Raw genomic sequence first — 17,635 nt, forward strand, 5'->3', positions numbered from 1 at the left:
GTTTTAGCGATTGATTGTCATTGTAGCGAAATTCGCTAGTGCGGCCGATCACTAGCATGAGCCGCATGCACTCCCCCACTCCTGCCCGTCCCCACGTGTTCCAGGCATTCGCCCGGTTCAAAAGCCCTGCCCTCAGGACCGATCAGGAGGCGGTGCTGTTCTCGCTCAAATGCCTGCTCGCCGCGTCGCTGGGGCTGTATGTCTCTCTAAGGATCGGCCTGAATCGCCCGTTCTGGGTGATCGGCACGGTCTATCTGGTATCGCAGCCTCTGTCCGGGGCGACACTCAGCCGCGGCCTGTTCCGCCTGCTCGGTACCGTCGGCGGGGCCATCGCCACCGTCGCGCTGGTGCCACGTTTCGCCAATGCGCCCTTGGTGCTGAGCGCCACGCTCGCCACGTGGATGGCGCTGTGCCTGTACCTGGCGATGCTCGACCGCACGCCACGTGCGTACGCGTTCCTGCTGGCCGGCTATACCACCAGTCTGATTGGTTTTCCTGCGGTGATGGTGCCCGGAGAGGTGTTCACCATCGCCATCACGCGGGTGCAGGAAATCGCCATCGGCATCCTTGCAGCAACGCTGGTCCATGCGCTGGTGATGCCGCGCCGGGTCTCAATGCGCGTGCATGCGCGGGTCGCTGCCGTGCTGGATGATGCGGAACGATGGACGCGCGACATGTGCGCCGGTGCATCGGACACGGTGCTGGCGACGGACCGCTCGAAAGTGGCAGCTGACCTGCTCGAACTGCATGTGCTGTCGATCCACCTGCCCTTCGACAGTGCCCAAGGCGTGGCCCAGGTGCAGATCCTGCGTGCCCTGCATGACCGGATGCTGGACGTCCTGATGCTGTCCAGCGCGGTGGAAGATTCCATCGCCCGGCTGCGTTCACCACAGGCCAGCGCAATGGATGCAAGGGGCTGGCGCGATCTGCTGCGGGCCGGCCTGGTCGCGCAACAGGCCGAGCTCGACCTGGCCCACGCCGACTGCCGCGTGCTGCAGGCGCAACTGCACACCGCCCGCCCCGACTGGCGCCTGCATGTACCTGCCCGCCTTGCGCGACATGCGCAGGGTGCGGTACTTCACCGGGATCATCGGCTTGCCCTGCGCAGCGCGCTGGGCGCGTTCGTCGGCATCCTGCTGAGCTGCGTGGTGTGGATCGTTACCGGCTGGTCGGAGGGCGCCACGGCGGTGTCCATCATCGGCACGGCGTGCGTGCTGTTCGGCACGATCGAAGCGCCTGCGCCGCATGTCATGCGCTATCTGGTGGGGTCGTCGATCGGCGTTGCCGTCGGCCTGCTCTACGGTCTGCTGATCTTCCCCGCGCTGTCCGATTTCGTCGGCCTGATTGCCGCGCTGGCGCCTGCTCTGCTGCTGTGCGGATCGTTCCTGGCCCGGCTACCCTTCACCATGGCTGCCTTGGGCCTGGTGCTGACCTTCCCGCTAATCGCAGGTCTGGGTGCGACCAATACGGTCAACATCGTCGGCGCGCTCAACAACAGCGTTGCGTTGTTCGTCGGTACGACGGTGGCACTGTGCAGCATGCAGCTGTTCCAGACCGCCGATGCGAGCCGCAACCGCGCACGGCTGGAGCGTTCGATCCGTCGGGATATCGCACGACACGCCGCTGGACAGGGGGATGTGACCCGCGCCTGGCTCAGCCGCATGCTGGATCGAATCGGACTGCTCGCTCCCAGGTTGCAGGGCCATGCCAGCGCAGCACACGACCTGCGAACGCTGTTTGCGGACGCTCGTGCGGCACGTGCATCCAGCCAACTCCGCGCGCTGGGCAGGCGCCTGGGCGATCCGCGCACCCAGTCGCTTCACGCCGCGCTGGTCGAGCGCATCGCCGCACATTTCAGGATGCGCACTCGTGCGCCACGCAGTGTCGACATCCATCTTCTTGAACTGCTGGACCGCATGCGCGAGGCCGCGACGGCCAGCAGCGGGGATGATCGTGAGCATCTGTCGCACCTGCTCTGCGGATTGCGCCGCGACCTGCTGGCGCCTGCTTTCACCCATCGGCACTGACCTCATGTTTTCTGATCTTTCCATTGATGGCGTGCTGATCCCCGGCCTGCTCGCCGTGGCCGCCGCCGCGCTGGCGCTGTCGATGCTGACCTCGCGCCTGCTCGCCAGTCTCGGCCTGTACCGCCTGTTCGCCGCGCGACCACTGGTGGGCCTGTCCCTGTTCCTGATCCTGGCGGAGCTGATGATCCGGCTTTTGCCCCTGCTCGAGAAATGAAATGAAACACCTGCTTGCCGTCATCGGGCGCTGGAGCGCTACGCTGGTTGTATTCGCGATTGCTGTCGTTGCCGCACTGTCCATCTGGAAGCGTTACGAAACACGCCCGTGGACGCGCGATGGACGGGTACGCGCCGATGTGGTGCGCGTTGCGTCAGACATGGGCGGGCTGGTCACCCAGGTGCTGGTGCACGACAACCAGCGGGTCAGCGCCGGACAGCTGCTGCTGGTGCTGGACCAGCCGCGCTTCGCTGCCGCACTTGAGAAGGCCGATGCAGCGGTCAGCAGCGCACGCGCCACGCTGGCGCTGGCCCGCCGCGAATCGACGCGGGACAACGCACTGGGCAACCTTGTCGCCTCGGAAACACGCGAACGCAATGCCGCCAAGGTCGATACCGAGTTGGCCGCCCTGGCGCAGGCACGGGCTGAACAGCGCGTTGCCCGGCTCAACGTGCAACGCACCGAGGTGCGCGCGAGTACCGATGGCATCGTCACCAACCTGGACCTGCATGCAGGCGACTACCTGCAGCCAGGGGCGCAGGCGCTGGCGCTGATCGATACCCGCAGCCTGCGCATTGAAGGCTACTTCGAGGAAACCAAACTGGGCTGCATCACCGAGGGCGATGCCGCCGTGGCACGGCTGATGGGCGACGACCACGACGTGCGCGGGCACGTGGACACGATCGCCGCCGGCATTGCCGACGATCAGCGCTCCAGCACGCACAACCTGCTCCCCGCCGTGGCGCCGACGTACACCTGGGTGAGGCTGGCACAGCGGATCCCGGTACGCATCCGCATTGATGATGCGCCGCCGGATACCCGCCTGATCGTCGGTCGCACTGCGAGTGTGACCATCACGCCCTCGGCACAGGGAGCCTGCAAGTGAGCCTGCGAACACTACGCTGTGGGTTGCTTGCCCTGCTGCTGCCCCTGACGGCCTGCGTCTCCGGCCCCGACTATCACCTGCCTGCGAATGCCGTCGCGGCCACGCCACGCGCAGCGCAGCCATTCGTCTCGGGCCAGGACGCATCGTTCAACCACGACGCGCCACCGGATCGGTGGTGGCAGCTGTATGGCGACCCCCAGCTTGACGGCTACGTACGCGAAGCACTGGCGGCCAATACCGATCTGCGCGCCGCCGATGCCAATCTTCGGCACGCCAGCGCTACCGTGCTGGAGTATCGCGCGCGCAGCGCCGTGCAGGCCGACGTGGATGCATCGGGCACGCTCACCCATGCTGGTGGTTACACCCAGGCGTCGGCCGCGCCGCAGTCCTATGCGCTGGGCCTTCACCTCTCCTATCCACTGGATCTTGCAGGCGGCATCCGCCGCGGCATCGAAGCCGCCAACGCCGACGCGGAGGCCGTCGCTGCGGCACGCGACCAGGTCCGCGTGGTCGTCGCTGCTGCTGTCACCCGTGCCTATCTCCAGATCTGCACAAGCAATCACACGCTCACTGCAACCCGGCAGGTGCTGGCGATACAGCGCGCCACGCTGGAGGCAACCCGTCGCCTGGCGGCAGGCGGGCGTGGAACGGACTTCGATGTCAGCCGTGCCAGTGCTGCGGTCAACCGCAGCGCGGCGGCGGTGCCGCACCTGCTGGCGGAGCGCCAGGCCGCACTGTTCGAACTGGCCGCACTGATGGGCAGGGTGCCGGCAGACTATCCGAGGGACGTCGAAGCGTGCCCGCGCGCCCCGGCGCTGGAGCAGTCGCTGCCGGTCGGTGAGGGTTGGCAGCTGCTCCAGCGGCGCCCTGACATACGTGCCGCCGAGCGGAGCCTTGCCGCGGCCACGGCGATGATCGGCGTAGAGACCGCAGAACTCTATCCGCGGGTCACCCTGGGCGCCTCCCTGGGCACAGCAGGCATGCGAGGGCAGCTGCTTTCCGCCGACAGTTTCGGGGCGAGCGTCGGGCCGCTGCTGTCATGGCACTGGCCCAACCGCCGCGCGGCCAAGGCCCGCATCGCAGCGGCCGGTGCCAATGCAGATACCGCTCTGGCATCCTTTGACGGCGTCGTGCTGCAGGCACTGCGCCAGACCGAGACCGCGCTTTCTGCCTGCACGCAGGAGCTTGAACGCGAGCGCAGCCTGGCACAGGCGCGTGGGGACGCAGCGCGGGCCGCCGGGCAGGCGCAGCAGCTCTACCGTTTCGGCAGGATCGATTTTCTCGACCTGCTTTCGGCACAGGCCGCGCTGGCAGATGCGGAGTCGGCACTGGCCGTCTCGCGCGCGGAGCGGGTCGACCGCGAGCTGGACGTTTTCCTTTCGCTGGGCGGAGGCTGGGCCGCGACGGACTCGGCCCAGGGCGGGGTCCCCTGACCCCGTACCTTGGCAGCAACTGCAGGCCGCGCCGTCTGTTCAGAAAAGTGCCTCCCACACCCGTATTCATTCACACTGATTGCCCTATATTCCCGCCACAGCGCCGCATGCCGCGGCCATGACGGAGGCATCTCCATGAAGACCACACGTTTGCTTGCCATCGCCTTGACCACCGCCACCGCGTTGGCTGCGGCCCCCGCCTTCGCCGATCCGCCGCACCACGCCCGCGGCAACGGCCCGCCGCCGCATGCAGGCGGCCCGCACAACCGCGATGCGCCGCCGCCGGGCTGGCAGAAGAAGGCCTGGCGTCGTGGCGACCGCCTGCCCTGGGCCGAAGTGGACCGCCGCTACTGGGTAGACGATTACGCGCGCTATGACCTGCGCAATCCGGGTCGCGGCCAGCGCTGGGTGCGCCAGTCCGACACCGAGTACCTGTTGGTGGAGATCGCGACCGGCTTGATCATCGACGCGCTGCATCGCTGAAGCGACCTGCAGCGTCCCCACAGGCAGCGATTTACATCGGTGCAGACACCTTACGACCGGGGCCGCCCCGGTCGGCGGTGTCTGCGCCCACGGCGCCCCGCCCGCCTCTGCGGCCCGCCATGCATGCCCTCCCGCAGCGCGATGTACCCGCACATCAGCGCTGTGGCAAAGAGCCCCATCGCCACCAGTAATTCGAATCCTCGATCACCCAAAAGCAGGCGGATGGAGACCTGCAGTGAGCACAGCTTGCCGCAGCGCAGGCCCTGCTCCTTGAAGCCATGGATGAGCACCAGCACGCCCATCAACGTGCACCACGCCATCAGGGCCAGGCTTGCGATGAAGATGAAAGGACGATGGATACGCATGCGCTTGCTGCGGTCCTCTACGGTGATGTCAGGCGCGACGTTGCGATCACGCGACCGGAAACATCCAGTTCCACCGACCAGGCTTCGGTATCCAGTCCCAGCCGGTTCTCATACCACCATCGCTGCGCACAGCGACCACTGCATCCACGGCTGGTATAGCGGGTGAAGGGAACATCGGCGTGCTCCACCACGTCAGGGGGACCCAACGCCGGCAGTACCTCGCCCCTGTTCGCCCCGACCCGGACCGAGGCGAGCGCGTGGGAATGCCACGCCGAGATCGCCGAGCAACCGGCCACGTACGCCACGAACAGGCCCGCAAGCCCCCACATCAGTGCCCTCATTGACAGATCCCCTCCTGCGCCGCGCGCCCGCGCATCATCCGCGCAGACTCTCTTCGACGTCAAACCTCGACACGCGGGCCTGTTGCAGCGCCCGGCATCCGTGCTAGCGTGCGCCGTCAAACTCTCCATGGGGTGCAGGATGCGCAATGGAATTGGACGGAATCTGGTGATCGCCTGCATGGCCCTGGCTGTTGCCCCAGCAGCGGCAACAGCGGCTGCACCACCGGGTGATCGTGGGCAGGATTTCGTGCAGACACAGGCGATCGCCGCGCGCTGCCAGAAGAGCCTGCCCGGCCTGGAACTGCAGTTGCAGGAGGGCCGCAAGCACTGGCTGTCGACACTCGACGCCGCGCAACTGCAGGCCGCCGAGGCCTATGCCAGCAGCAAGGAAGGCAAGACTCTGGGAAAGAGTGTGGAGCGGGATGCCTCCCGCGCCTTCGGTCGCAATACCTTGTCCGCCGCAGCGACCTGCGTTGGCCTGCTCGCCGAGTTCGGCCCGGCCCACCCGCTGCCTTCCGGCACGGCAATGCCGGCCGACCGGGTGCAGCACTACATGCTGCACTTTGCACCGATGGTGCTGGCCCGGCTGCAGTGCGCGCGCCTGGACGGCATCGACGTGGCCGCCCAGCCCGATGGCTCGGAAACCTGGCAGTACCGGGCCTGCGGCCAGACCGAATCCGTGCGCATGGCCCCGCTCGGGCAGAGCTGGTCGATGAGCGATGCGGACCGCAATCGCCTGTTCGACGCACTGACCCGATAGGTCGGACGGCATTCCTCGGGGTAGCAGGAACCATGTTTCCACCCACCACCTGGATCAAGTTGCGATCTGCCTTTCCATTGGCGGCCTGCACGGTGCTATGCGCCTGCGGCCTGGTGATGGACAGTTCGTTCGACACTCTGCGCGAGGCGCTTGACTCCGACATGGTGAACAAGGGATGGATTCCCGGCTGGGTGCCGCACGAGGCGACCGACCTGCGCGAGGTGCACGACCTCGACTCGAACACCAGCGCGCTGGCCTTCACCAAGCCCCCTGCGGTACCACTGCAGCTGCCTGCGGATTGCCAGGCAACGACATTCAACGACAGTGATCCTGTTGCGTTCGATCGATACTGGTGGCCGGGCGACGGGACGCTCAGCGCGTCGTACCGCGTCTTTCGCTGCGCGCCCGAATCCGGAAAATCAGTCTTCGTCGCCATCAACAGGACCGAAGACCGCGTGCTCTTCTGGCGGACCTACGCGCGGTGATGCGCCAGCGCCACCCTATTCCTCCCCAGGACCCCATGATGCCCAACGCACGTGCACGCTTCGCTGCCCTCGCCTTTTTCCTCCCTGCGTGCTTGCCGGCCCACGCCGCAAGGAACGCCCCCGCCGACGTCAAGGCGATCGAACAGGTGGTCGAAGCGTTCCGCACCTCGCTGATCGACAAGGACAAGCCGACCTACATGGGCCTGTTCTTCTCTGACAAGCCGGAAGATATCGGCTGGCAGTTCGTTTCCGAGGACGCGCGCCTGCAGGACATCCGCAGGGCCAAGCCCGATGCGATCAAGGCACGGCAGATTCCCGCCAACAACTTCATCGCGCTGATCGACGGGGCGGTGGCCTCGCCGAAGCCGAAGGAGGAGAAGTTCTCCAACACGAAGATCGACACGGATGGGGATGTGGCCTCGGTGTCGTTTGACTACAGCTTCCACGACGATGGGGTGAAGACCAACTGGGGCAAGGAAATGTGGCAGCTGGTCCGCACCGAGCAGGGCTGGAAGATCTTCTCGGTGATCTACTCGATCCGCGATTCACGCAGCCCGGCCGATTGAACGTCGCTTGACGGGGCCGAACCCAGGCCGCGATCCATTCAGCAAGGGCATTGGCATTCGGCCATCGATCGGGCAGAGTTCGGCCACGCGCAAGGACGCATGTCATGACCCGCCTGCTGATCATCGAAGACAACCCCGAGCTGGTTGCCAACCTGTATGCCTTCTTTGAACCGCTGGGCTACGTCCTGGACGACGCCCGCGACGGGGCCAGCGGACTGCGCCGGGCCACGCAGAACGACTACGATGCCATCCTGCTGGACCTGATGCTGCCACGCCTGGACGGGATGGCGCTGTGCCAGAAGCTGCGCCAGGAGTTCCAGAATCCGGTGCCGATCCTGATGCTGACCGCGCGCGATCCGGTCGAAGACCGCGTGCAGGGCCTGGCACTGGGCGCGGATGACTATCTGGTCAAACCCTTCTCGCTGAAGGAGCTGGATGCGCGGATCAAGGCCCTGGTGCGACGCGCCCAGGGCCGCCAGGTCGACAGCGTACTGGCGTGGAAGGACCTGCAGGTAGATACGCGCTCGCCGCAGGCGTGGCGGCAGGGACGCTGCATCGCGCTGACGCCCACCTCGCACAAGCTCCTGGTGTGCCTGGTACGCGCGGCACCCGCCGTGGTCCGCAAGCAGGAGATGGAATACCTGGTCTGGGGCGACGAGCCGCCGGACAGCGGCGCGCTGCGAACCCACATCCATGAGCTGCGCCTGCAGGTGGACCGTAGCTTCGACACCGCGCTGATCACCACGGTGCACAGCGTCGGCTGGCGCATGCCGGCGTGACCCCTGCCGCTCTCTACCGCCGCCTGACCCTGCGTACCCGCATCACGATCTCGTTCGTGCTGCTGATGGCCGGCGCCATGGGCTTCATCGTCCTGGCCGAACAGGTGGACTACGACCAGGTCAGGGCCGCGGTCATCGCGCGGACCCAGAACAGTGCCGTGCACAAGCTGCAGGCAGCACTAGCCCGTGGCGAACGCACCGCCCTGCCCTCGGGCAGCCAGCTGTACGACCACGATAGCGTGCCGATGGTCCTGCGCCAGTACGGCCTGGGCTACCACGGCGAAGCAGCACCCAACGAGTGGCACCTGCGTGTGTTCGACAGTGGCGGCCAACGCTACTACCTGCTGCAGGACGCTGCACCCTATGGCTACCTGGAATACCTGATCAACGCCTTTGCAGCGCTGGTCATTTCGATCTGCGTGCTCGGCGCCTTCCTGATCGGTCGCAAGGTGGCGTCGCACGTCATCGCGCCCATCACGCAGTTGGCCGATGCTGTGCAGAGCGGGCGGAAACCCTTTCCCTGCCAGGACGCACGCGACGAGATCGGCGTTCTGGCCCGCGCCTTTGCCCGGCATAGTGATGAACTGGAGCGTTTCCTGCACCGCGAGCAATGCTTCAGCGGCGATGCCAGCCATGAGCTGCGTACGCCGCTGGCCATCATCGGCGGTGCTGCGGAAACCCTTGCCTGCCAGCTTCCTCCTGACAGCCACCTGGTTCCCAGCGCGGAGCGCATCCTGCGTACCACCCAGGAGATGCAGCGCCAGTTGTCCTGCCTGCTGTTGCTCTCACGTTCCCCCGGCTCAGTCCCGCGCAGCGAGGTGGCTTTGCGTCCGTTGATCGAGTCCTGCGTGGAGCGCTGCCAGCCCTGGCTGGCCGGCAAGCCGGTCGGAATCACCGTCGATCCCGGTCGAGAGGTGACAATGCACGCCAATCCGGACCTGGTACACAGCGTGATCTGGAACCTGACGCGCAACGCCTGCCAATACACCGAACAGGGAAAGGTCCGGATCACCCTGGACACCACCACACTGATCATCGTAGACACCGGCCCCGGCCTGCCCTCCAGCATCGACCCGCAGCAGTTCCAACGATTCGTGCCCGGGGCACCGCTCAGCGGTGAAGGATTGGGACTGTCCATCGTGCAGCGCATCGTCGAACACCTTGGCTGGACGATGACAGTACAGTCCTCGAAGCACGGCTGCCGGTTCGCCCTGCACTGGCCTGCGGCCCGCATCTGACGTATTCCTGACAGCGGCGTGCACATGCTCGGGGTTGCCCCCGACTTTGAAAGCGCCATGCAGCATCCCAAACACAGCGGCAAGTATCCGCACGGCAAGACCGGCCTGAGCCGCATCTTCCACACCCTGATCCATTCGCGCGATGGCTTCATCGCGACCTTCCGCGGCGAGGCCGCCTTTCGCCAGCTCCTGCTCCTGCACGCGCTGTTGATCATTGCAGCTTTCGTGCTGGACATCAGCACGACCGAGCGCGCGCTGTTGCTGGCGGTCTGCCTCATCAGCCTGCTGGTGGAACTGCTCAACTCGGCAATCGAGGCCGTGGTTGATCGCATCTCGCTGGAGCAGCATCCGCTGTCCAAGAACGCCAAGGACATGGGCAGCGCCGCGCAGGCCACCGCATTGTTGATGGTCGGCGCGGTGTGGGGCGTGATCCTGCTGGGCTAGCCGGGCCAGGCTGACAACTTCCTGATAAAGCCGTTTCGATACTGCGCGCACTCCTGTTCCGCGGAACCTGCTCGTGCGCCAATGCCTCCGTTTTCCACGGTCCCATCCAATCGTTCTGGTCTGGGCCGCCGCACTGTTCTTCGCCACGATTGGAAACATCGCCCTCTGGAAGACGCTGTGGGGGCTGATTGATCTCAACGGTGCGCGCAGCATCCTGTTCCTGGCCAGCCTGCCGCTGCTGCTGTTCTGCCTGTTCAATCTGATGCTGACGCCACTGCTGGCGCTACCCTTCGTGCGCAAGCCGCTGCTGGTGCTGCTGGTTGTCGTCAGCGCCGGCTGCAGCTACTTCATGCTGCACTACAACGTGCTGATCGACCGCAGCATGGTGCAGAACGTGTTCGAGACCAACCAGGCCGAACTGAACGCTTATCTCTCGCTGCCGCTGCTGTTGACCCTGCTGGCGCTGGGCGTGCTGCCCGCTGCCGGGCTCGCCCTGGTGCGCACCGCCAGCGGAGCGGGTTCGATACGGTCGCTGCTGGTGTGGCCGGCCAACGTCCTGGCGTCGCTGGTGATGCTGCTGGTGATCGGCTTTGCGTTCTACAAGGACTACTCCTCACTGCTGCGCAATAACCGCTACATCCGCGACCAGGTGCTGCCGTTGAACGTGATGCGCCATACCCACGGTTACCTGAAAAGCCTCTACAGCACCCGCCAGCAACCGTTGCGCCCGATCGGCACGGACGCGCGGCGCGTTCCGGGCCCACGCCCGAAGCTGGTGGTCATGGTCGTCGGCGAGACCGCGCGGTCACAGAACTTCCAGCTCAACGGCTACCCACGCGCGACCAATCCCCGGCTCTCGCGCAAGGAAGGCGTCATCAGCTTCAGTGATGTTTCCTCATGCGGCACCGCAACGGCGATCTCGGTGCCCTGCATGTTCTCGCAGATGACCCGCCAGCAATACGACGACGTCCGCGCGGCGACCGAGGAGAACGTGCTCGACATCCTGCAGCGTAGCGGCGTCAGCGTGCTCTGGCGCAACAACAACAATGGCGGCTGCAAGGGCGTGTGCGAGCGCGTGCCGACCGAGGACATGCCTGCGCTGAAGGTGGCCGGCCAGTGCGTCAACGCCGACGGCACCTGCTACGACGACGTGCTGCTGCATCAGCTCGGCGCACGCATCGACGCCATCCACGGCGATGCCCTGGTCGTGCTGCATCAACTCGGCAGCCATGGGCCGACCTACTTTGAACGGTATCCCGCAGCGTCGCGGGCCTTCAGCCCGACCTGCGACAGCAACCAGATCCAGCACTGCAGCAACGAGGCGCTGGTCAACACCTATGACAACACCCTGGTGCATACCGACCGGGTGCTGGCGGAGACCATCGACCTGCTGCAGGGTTATTCGGACCAGCGCGATGTCGCGCTGATCTATGTGTCCGACCATGGCGAGTCGCTCGGCGAACGCGGCATGTACCTTCACGGTACGCCTTACTTCATCGCACCGCGCGAGCAGACCCAGGTGCCGCTGGTGATGTGGTTCTCAGCGGGCTTCGGCCGCAACGCGGGCCTGGACACGGCCTGCCTGCGTGGGAATGCCCTGCACCGGGCGCACAGCCACGACAACGTCTTCCACTCGCTGCTGGGCCTGTTTGGCGTCAGCAGCGTCGTGTACGAACGCGATCTGGATGTGTTTGCCGGATGCCGCGCGTCGGGTTCGCCGGCTGTGGCCGCCACGCCGGTGAAGAAGCAGCGCCGGCTGATGCCGATCGCTGCCCGCAACGTGGCGCGCTACTGCGCCGCCAGGGCGAAATCCAGGCCGGCGCACACCGCCGCCACCTGGGCGTCGTTGCATTCCTGCGGGTTGGTGCGCGGGCTGTCGGGGTAGACCTCGGTGGTGGTGGCAAAACGCGCGTCGGTGAAGCCGGCGCAGGCGCCGATCGAACGCGACTCGCCCCAGACCACGCCCGGCGACTGCAGCGGCAGGCCGACCAGGTTGCCTTCGGCATCGGCCGGGGCGATGTGGGTGATGGGCGCCACTGCGGCGATCAGGGCCTTCTGGAACTCGGCCTGCGGGTCTTCGCTGTTGCCGATCACATAGAAGCCATCGGGAATCGTGTCGCGCTCGAACGGCTTGCCATCGCGGGCGCAACGCGCCGGATCGAACTCGTGCAGGTCGCTGTCGGTGGTTTCGTGCAGGTCCAGGTGCACCAGCAGGTTCGGCTTGCGCTCAGCCACCCAGCGCATAAGCGCAGCGGCCTCTTCGATCTGGCCGCCGTCACGGAAGCTGCGGTTCGGGTCGATCGCATCCGGGTTCCAGCGCTGGATGCGCTCGTAGCCCCACGGACTGACGCACGGCGCCACGATCAGGTTCAGCCGGCCCAGGTAACGCTCGGCCTGCTGTTCCAGGAACTGCAGGGCGCCATGCACGCCGCTGGTCTCGTAGCCATGCACGCCGCCGGTGATCAGCGCGGTCGGCAGCGCCGGGTTCCAGTCGTGGTTGACCACCGCGAACAGCGGGTAATGGTCCGGCGCATAGTCCAGCTGGCCGTACTGGATCACGTCGAAAACGCTGTCATCCAAGCGCTCAAGGGCGGCCACCACGTCATCGTGGTAGCTGCGCTGGCGCTGCTGGCGGGCCCGCCACTGTGCGCGTTCCGCGTCGCCCCAGGGCTGTCCGGGGGTGCCGATCGGGTAGAACTGCGCAACAGTCATGGGGTACTCCAGGGGTCGAACGGATGGATGCAGCCGGACATTCTAAGCCTTGTCGCGCCTGCGGGTACCGCCACCCAGGGCCCGCCTTCATCCAGCCGGGGTCATCTGGTTGTAAAATCAACGGTTTTTGGCCCCTCACCCCTTGATGGCAAACGCAGCGCAGCCGGTCCTGGGTGGACCGGAGTTCCTCCGCCTGCTCGCCCGTCTCAGCGACGGCGCGATGCCGGCCAGCAGTCCCGCCCTGACCGATCGCCTCGGCCAGTGGGTGGACTGGAGCCGTGCCGTGGCCCTGTCCGGCGCGTTGGGCGGACGCCTGCCCGACCCCGGCGAGGCTGCCGAGGGGGTCGAGGATGTACTGGCCGACTGCGCCCAGGCCCATGCCAGCCTGCTGGCCTCCATCCGCGAGGACGCCGAGGCCGAGCGCCTGCTGGACCTGGCCGAGGCCGCTGCCGCACCCAACTTCGCTTCGCTGCGCCAGCGCTACCGGGTGCTGCAGCAGGCCATCCAGACCGCCACCGGGCGCCTGCGCGGCCGACTGCGCGACCAGCTGGTGCAGGCGTCGCCCGACCTGGCTCGGCTGGCCGAAGTAGATGCGGTGATGGAACAGACCCTCACCCCGCGCGAGCACAGCCTGCTGGCAATCGCGCCGACGGTGCTCGGCGCCCGCTTTGAACGCGTGCACGGCCAGCCCGGCTGGCGCGCGGCCTTCCGCCACGACATGCGCACGCTGCTGCTGGCTGAGCTGCAGCTGCGCTTCCACCCGATCCAAGGGCTGCAAGACGCCCTGCGCTCCCACTGACCGGAACACCATGTCCAGAACTGCTTTCCATGTCATTGTTTTCCTTGTCGGCCTGTTGGCCGTGTGCTGGATCGGCATTGGCTATGTGTCAGTGCATCCGCTGGGTGCAGCGGTGGCGGCGATCATCGCGGCCTGCTACATCGCCGGCGGCGTCGAGCTGTACCGCTACCGCCAGGCCAGCAACGGCCTGCGCGCCGCACTGAACGACCTGTCCAGCGCGAAGGAAAGCCTCGCCCCCTGGCTGGAGCGCGTGCCGATGGGCCTGCGCAACGCCGTGCGCCTGCGCGTGGAAGGCGAGCGCACTGCCCTGCCCGCGCCGGTGCTGACCCCGTACCTGGTCGGCCTGCTGGTGTTGCTGGGCATGCTCGGCACCCTGCTGGGCATGATGGATACCCTGCGCGGCACCGGCCTGGCCCTGCAGAGCGCCACCGACATGGCCGCGATCCGCGGCTCGCTGGCCTCGCCGGTGCAGGGCCTTGCGGTGGCCTTCGGTACCTCGATCGCCGGTGTGGCCAGCTCGGCCATGCTCGGCCTGCTGGCGGCGCTGCTGCGCCGCGATCGCCTGCAGGCCGTGCAGCAGCTGGACCGCGCCATTGCCGGCGACCTGCACCCGCATTCGCAGGCCTGGCAGCGCGCCGAATCGCTGCGCCTGCTGCAGGCACAGTCCGCCGCGCTGCCGGCGCTGGTCGACCGCCTGCAGGCGATGACCAGCACCTTTGAGCAGCACAGTGCGGCCGCCAATGAGCGCCTGCTGGCCGGCCAGGCCGAGTTCCTGACCCAGAGCCAGGCCCTGCAGGAACGGCTGGCCCTGTCGCTGCAGCAGTCGCTGCGCGAAGGGGCCGAAGCCAGCGCCGCAGCCATCGGTGGTGCGCTGCGGCCGATGGCGGAAACCACGCTGGCGGGCCTGGCCCAGCACGGCGAGGCGCTGCATGCCCGTGTCGAGCGGGCCGTGCAACAGCAGTTGGCGGGGCTGAGCGACGGTTTCGAACGCAGCCGGGTCGCCACCGAAGCCAGCTGGGCCAAGGTGGTGAGTGAACAGACCCAGGCGCAGCAGGCGCTGGTGAGCGAACTGCGCCAGCACCTGCAGGCCTTCAGCGATGGTCAGGGCACGCACGCCGAAGCACTGGTCACGCGTATCGGCGAGCGCCTGCAGGCCGATGCACAGAGCAATGCAGACGCCTTGCGTGCCGCCGCCGAGCAGCAGCAGGCCCTCAACAGCGCGCTGGTCGAGCGCCAGCAGCAGGCGTTGATCGCCGCCAGCGAACATCTGGATGCGCGTGCGCAGGCGCTGCTGCAGGCACTGGAGCAGCAGCACAGCGCCAGCCAGTCACTGCTGCAGGACCATGAAGCGCAGCGCTCGCAGCAGTGGCAGGCCGCGCAGGCCGCCGCCGCGACTGCGCACGCCGAACTGCAGGCCAGCCTGGACAGCCGCGAGCAGCAGCGCCAAGCGCGCTGGGACGCGGTCAGCGCCGAGCTGCAGCAGGCCCACGCCGCCCTGCAGGCGCAGCTGCAGGCCGGCGACGAACAGCGCCTGCAGCGCTGGAGCGATGCCTTGCAGCACCTTTCCAGCGACCTGGCCGAGCGCCTGCAGGCCAACGGCGAACGCCTGGCCGCGCAGCAGCAGCAGGTCTGCGACACGCTGGCGGCCACCGCACAGCAGATCGGCGAGAACGGTCGCGCGCAGGCCAGCGCCACGCTGGCTGAAGTTTCCACCCTGCTGCAGACCGCGGCGGCGGCACCGAAAGCTGCTGCCGACGTCATCAACGAGCTGCGGAGCACGCTGTCCGAAAGCCTGGTGCGTGACAACGCGATGCTGGAAGAACGCGGTCGCCTGCTGGCCACCGTGCAGACGCTGCTCGATGCAATCAACCATGCGTCACACGAACAGCGCACCGCCGTGGACGCGCTGGTCGGTGGCTCGGCCGAGCTGCTGGAGCGCGTTGGCAATCGCTTTACCGACCATATCGCCGCAGAGACCGGCAAGCTGGATGGCATTGCCGCAGCGCTCAACGGCAGCGCAGGTGAAGTCAGCCAGCTGGCCGCCTCCTTCGGCGAGGCCGTCGCGCAGTTCGGCAACGCCTCCACCGAGTTGTCCGGCCGCCTGGAACAGATCGGTGGCGCGCTGGATGCCTCGCTGGCCCGCAGCGATGAGCAGCTGGCTTACTACGTGGCGCAGGCGCGCGAGGTGGTCGACCTCAGCCTGCTGTCGCAGAAGCAGGTGATGGAAGAACTGCAGCAGCTGGCCGCACGCCGCGGCAAGGCCGGCAGCGCATGAGCGACGAGCTGGAGGTTGACGGCGGCTCGCACGCGCCGATCTGGGCCGCCTTCGGCGACCTGATGTCGGTGCTGCTGGGTGCGTTCGTGCTGATACTGGTGGGTGTGGTCGCGGTGCAGCTGGAGCTGTCGCAGCGGTTGGACCAGGAAGTGAAGCAGCGCCAGGCCGAAGCCAAGCGCCTGCAGACGCTCGAACAGGCACTGGCTGGCCCGCTGGCTGCCGGTCGCGTGACCCTGGTCGACGGCCGCATCGGCATCAGCGGCAGCGTGCTGTTCGCGCTCAACTCCGACCAGCTGCAGCCGGAAGGCCAGGAGCTGCTGCGCAGCCTCGCCGCGCCGCTGGCCGCCTACCTGGGCAGCCGCGAGGAGATCCTGATGGTCAGTGGCTTCACCGATGATGCGCCGGTGCGCGAGGGCAACCGCCGCTTCGCCGACAACTGGGAGCTGTCCGCGCAGCGTTCGCTGACCGTGACCCGCACCCTGATTGCCGACGGCGTACCCGCTGATGCCGTGTTCGCCGCCGCGTTCGGCAGCGAGCAGCCGGTCAGTTCCAACGCCAATGAGGAAGGCCGCGCACGCAACCGCCGCGTGGAGATCGCGCCGATTCCCAAGCCCAAGGCGGCGGATGGCAAGTAAGCCGCCCGCCCTGGAAGGCCTGCGCGCATTGGTGCGTGACCTCGATGCGGGGTCGCGCTCGCTGCCGCATTACCCGCAGGTGCCGATGCTGCAGCAGGTGCAGCGCGAGTGGTCGGAGCTGCGCAGCGAACTGCAGGTGCGCCGCTCGCTGCGCGCCGAGGCCCCGGCCGATGGCGGCCCGCTGAACTCGGCGGTGCTGGTGCAACGCATGCTCGACACGATGCAGGCCACCAGCCCCGGCTACCTGCGGCATTTCATCGACTATGTGGACACCTTGTCCTGGCTGCAGGCGCTGCAGGACAGCGCCGCCAGCGGCGGTGATACCGCAAAGCCAAAGCGCACGCGCAAGCCGCGCTGAACACTGAATGGCAGTGCCGGCGGCTGGCCGGCAGCTACGCATCTCCGCACGGGTTCCCGCGGTTGCCGGCCAGCGGCCGGCACTACCCTCACGGCTGCTCTGTGCACCGGAACGGGATCTGCGCTGGTAGTGCCGGCCGCTGGCCGGCGTCGCGCCCATGCCGACCACGGCCGAAGCGCGCGCAAGCGCCGCTGAGCAGCGAATGGTCGCGCTGAACACTGAATGGCAGTGCCGGCGGCTGGCTGGCAGCTACGCATCTCCGCGCGGGTTCCTACGGTTGCTGGCCAGCGGCCGGCACTACCCTCACGGCTGCTCTGTGCACCGGAACGGGATCTGCGCTGGTAGTGCCGGCCGCTGGCCGGCATCACATCCAAGCCGACCACGCATAGGGATACTCGCCAATCTGCTTAGCGAGACCGGCGCGTACCGGATTCCCCAGGATGTACAGCGCCTGCCGCGCCAGCGACTCTTCGGTCCTCACTGCATGATCGAAGTAGCCGGGCTGCCACACCGTGCTTCGACGGCCCGCCAGGCGATTCAGGGCAAGGGCGCTTGACGATTTCATCCGCCGCGCGATGTCTGGAAGGTGCGCAGCACGTAGCTCGAACATCCAGTGGACGTGATCCGGCATGACGACCCATGCGTGTGATCGTACGAGCCCGCGCTGTTCGATGTAATCGAACTGATCGATTACACATGCTGCCGAAGCGTCGCTTTCAAGGAGCCTGCGGCGCTGATGCGTGGTGGTGGTCAGAACATAGGCCTGGCCAATGATCGAGCGACGGCCCAGGCGAAGGCGATGGCTGCTCATGCGCCATGGTGGGTCGATCATTGG

Annotated in this window: 20 protein-coding genes; 16 read left to right on the forward strand and 4 right to left on the reverse strand. The window is 67.1% G+C overall.

From position 1 onward, the window contains the following. The first annotated feature begins 152 nt into the window (after positions 1 to 152). From ACMGRF_RS09405 to ACMGRF_RS09425, 5 genes are all read left to right on the forward strand, one after another. Positions 153 to 2,027: an FUSC family protein gene (locus ACMGRF_RS09405; protein WP_080352968.1), complete on the forward strand. Its 1,875-nt coding sequence runs from the start codon at positions 153 to 155 to the stop codon at positions 2,025 to 2,027. A gap of 4 nt (positions 2,028 to 2,031) precedes the next feature. Further along, a complete protein-coding gene (locus ACMGRF_RS09410) occupies positions 2,032 to 2,241 on the forward strand; it encodes a DUF1656 domain-containing protein (RefSeq protein WP_049413090.1) in 210 nt (69 codons plus the stop codon). 1 nt (position 2,242) lies between these two features. Beyond that, entirely contained in the window at positions 2,243 to 3,127 is an 885-nt protein-coding gene (locus ACMGRF_RS09415; RefSeq protein WP_049413089.1) for a biotin/lipoyl-binding protein, read from the forward strand. After that, the gene (locus ACMGRF_RS09420; RefSeq protein WP_414485879.1) at positions 3,124 to 4,560 is read left to right on the forward strand and encodes an efflux transporter outer membrane subunit; all 1,437 of its coding nucleotides are present in this window, start codon (positions 3,124 to 3,126) and stop codon (positions 4,558 to 4,560) included. Before ACMGRF_RS09415 ends, ACMGRF_RS09420 begins: the two co-directional genes overlap by 4 nt. 135 nt (positions 4,561 to 4,695) lie before the next feature. Next, positions 4,696 to 5,043, forward strand: a complete 348-nt coding sequence (locus ACMGRF_RS09425; RefSeq protein WP_021204235.1) for an RcnB family protein — start codon at positions 4,696 to 4,698, stop codon at positions 5,041 to 5,043. A gap of 50 nt (positions 5,044 to 5,093) precedes the next feature. Here ACMGRF_RS09425 and ACMGRF_RS09430 read toward each other — a convergent pair whose 3' ends face one another. Together ACMGRF_RS09430 and ACMGRF_RS09435 are read right to left on the reverse strand one after the other, a co-directional pair. Next, positions 5,094 to 5,408 carry a hypothetical protein gene (locus ACMGRF_RS09430; protein WP_049413085.1) on the reverse strand — a complete coding sequence of 105 codons (315 nt, stop codon included), beginning with the start codon at positions 5,406 to 5,408 and terminating at the stop codon, positions 5,094 to 5,096. 17 nt (positions 5,409 to 5,425) lie between these two features. After that, the gene (locus tag ACMGRF_RS09435) at positions 5,426 to 5,749 is read right to left on the reverse strand and encodes a hypothetical protein (protein ID WP_414485880.1); all 324 of its coding nucleotides are present in this window, start codon (positions 5,747 to 5,749) and stop codon (positions 5,426 to 5,428) included. A 178-nt stretch (positions 5,750 to 5,927) separates the two neighbouring features. Here ACMGRF_RS09435 and ACMGRF_RS09440 point away from each other — a divergent pair, with 178 nt between their 5' ends. The 7 genes from ACMGRF_RS09440 to ACMGRF_RS09470 all read left to right on the forward strand — a co-directional run bounded on the left by ACMGRF_RS09440 (position 5,928) and on the right by ACMGRF_RS09470 (position 11,906). Then, entirely contained in the window at positions 5,928 to 6,509 is a 582-nt protein-coding gene (locus ACMGRF_RS09440; protein ID WP_241895112.1) for a hypothetical protein, read from the forward strand. A gap of 32 nt (positions 6,510 to 6,541) precedes the next feature. Then, the gene (locus tag ACMGRF_RS09445) at positions 6,542 to 6,994 is read left to right on the forward strand and encodes a hypothetical protein (RefSeq protein WP_049440584.1); all 453 of its coding nucleotides are present in this window, start codon (positions 6,542 to 6,544) and stop codon (positions 6,992 to 6,994) included. Between the two features lie 35 nt (positions 6,995 to 7,029). Beyond that, positions 7,030 to 7,560 (forward strand): nuclear transport factor 2 family protein, encoded by a 531-nt coding sequence (locus tag ACMGRF_RS09450; protein WP_049413081.1) that lies wholly within the window; start codon positions 7,030 to 7,032, stop codon positions 7,558 to 7,560. 104 nt (positions 7,561 to 7,664) lie between these two features. Continuing rightward, positions 7,665 to 8,339, forward strand: coding sequence for a response regulator transcription factor (locus tag ACMGRF_RS09455; protein WP_049413079.1), 675 nt, complete (start codon positions 7,665 to 7,667; stop codon positions 8,337 to 8,339). After that, positions 8,336 to 9,577, forward strand: a complete 1,242-nt coding sequence (locus ACMGRF_RS09460) for a sensor histidine kinase (protein ID WP_111191199.1) — start codon at positions 8,336 to 8,338, stop codon at positions 9,575 to 9,577. The genes ACMGRF_RS09455 and ACMGRF_RS09460 overlap by 4 nt, the downstream gene beginning before the upstream one ends. Positions 9,578 to 9,634: 57 nt before the next feature. Beyond that, entirely contained in the window at positions 9,635 to 10,021 is a 387-nt protein-coding gene (locus tag ACMGRF_RS09465; RefSeq protein WP_414485881.1) for a diacylglycerol kinase, read from the forward strand. A 73-nt stretch (positions 10,022 to 10,094) separates the two neighbouring features. Beyond that, positions 10,095 to 11,906 (forward strand): phosphoethanolamine transferase, encoded by a 1,812-nt coding sequence (locus ACMGRF_RS09470; protein ID WP_414485882.1) that lies wholly within the window; start codon positions 10,095 to 10,097, stop codon positions 11,904 to 11,906. Here the strand turns inward: ACMGRF_RS09470 and ACMGRF_RS09475 are convergent. Beyond that, positions 11,810 to 12,733 carry a M14 family metallocarboxypeptidase gene (locus ACMGRF_RS09475; protein WP_111096218.1) on the reverse strand — a complete coding sequence of 308 codons (924 nt, stop codon included), beginning with the start codon at positions 12,731 to 12,733 and terminating at the stop codon, positions 11,810 to 11,812. The two genes, ACMGRF_RS09470 and ACMGRF_RS09475, sit on opposite strands and share 97 nt — an antisense overlap. 145 nt (positions 12,734 to 12,878) lie before the next feature. Here ACMGRF_RS09475 and ACMGRF_RS09480 point away from each other — a divergent pair, with 145 nt between their 5' ends. Genes ACMGRF_RS09480 through ACMGRF_RS09495 form a run of 4 tightly spaced genes read left to right on the forward strand, consistent with a single transcriptional unit; the run spans position 12,879 to position 16,800 of the window. Continuing rightward, positions 12,879 to 13,532: a DUF3348 family protein gene (locus tag ACMGRF_RS09480; protein ID WP_049413072.1), complete on the forward strand. Its 654-nt coding sequence runs from the start codon at positions 12,879 to 12,881 to the stop codon at positions 13,530 to 13,532. A gap of 10 nt (positions 13,533 to 13,542) precedes the next feature. Next, positions 13,543 to 15,807 carry a DUF802 domain-containing protein gene (locus tag ACMGRF_RS09485; RefSeq protein ID WP_414485883.1) on the forward strand — a complete coding sequence of 755 codons (2,265 nt, stop codon included), beginning with the start codon at positions 13,543 to 13,545 and terminating at the stop codon, positions 15,805 to 15,807. Continuing rightward, complete coding sequence (locus tag ACMGRF_RS09490) at positions 15,804 to 16,442, forward strand: OmpA family protein (protein WP_021204244.1); 639 nt, start codon at positions 15,804 to 15,806, stop codon at positions 16,440 to 16,442. The genes ACMGRF_RS09485 and ACMGRF_RS09490 overlap by 4 nt, the downstream gene beginning before the upstream one ends. Then, on the forward strand, positions 16,432 to 16,800 hold the full coding sequence (locus ACMGRF_RS09495; RefSeq protein ID WP_111191195.1) for a DUF2894 domain-containing protein: 369 nt from the start codon (positions 16,432 to 16,434) through the stop codon (positions 16,798 to 16,800). The genes ACMGRF_RS09490 and ACMGRF_RS09495 overlap by 11 nt, the downstream gene beginning before the upstream one ends. 364 nt (positions 16,801 to 17,164) lie before the next feature. On the opposite strand, the gene ACMGRF_RS09500 is transcribed toward ACMGRF_RS09495, so the two are convergent. Beyond that, on the reverse strand, positions 17,165 to 17,611 hold the full coding sequence (locus tag ACMGRF_RS09500) for an REP-associated tyrosine transposase (protein WP_414485884.1): 447 nt from the start codon (positions 17,609 to 17,611) through the stop codon (positions 17,165 to 17,167). Positions 17,612 to 17,635: the final 24 nt, after the last annotated feature.

It is taken from the genome of Stenotrophomonas sp. EMP41 (assembly GCF_047495535.1).
In the GTDB taxonomy this organism is placed as follows: domain Bacteria; phylum Pseudomonadota; class Gammaproteobacteria; order Xanthomonadales; family Xanthomonadaceae; genus Stenotrophomonas; species Stenotrophomonas sepilia.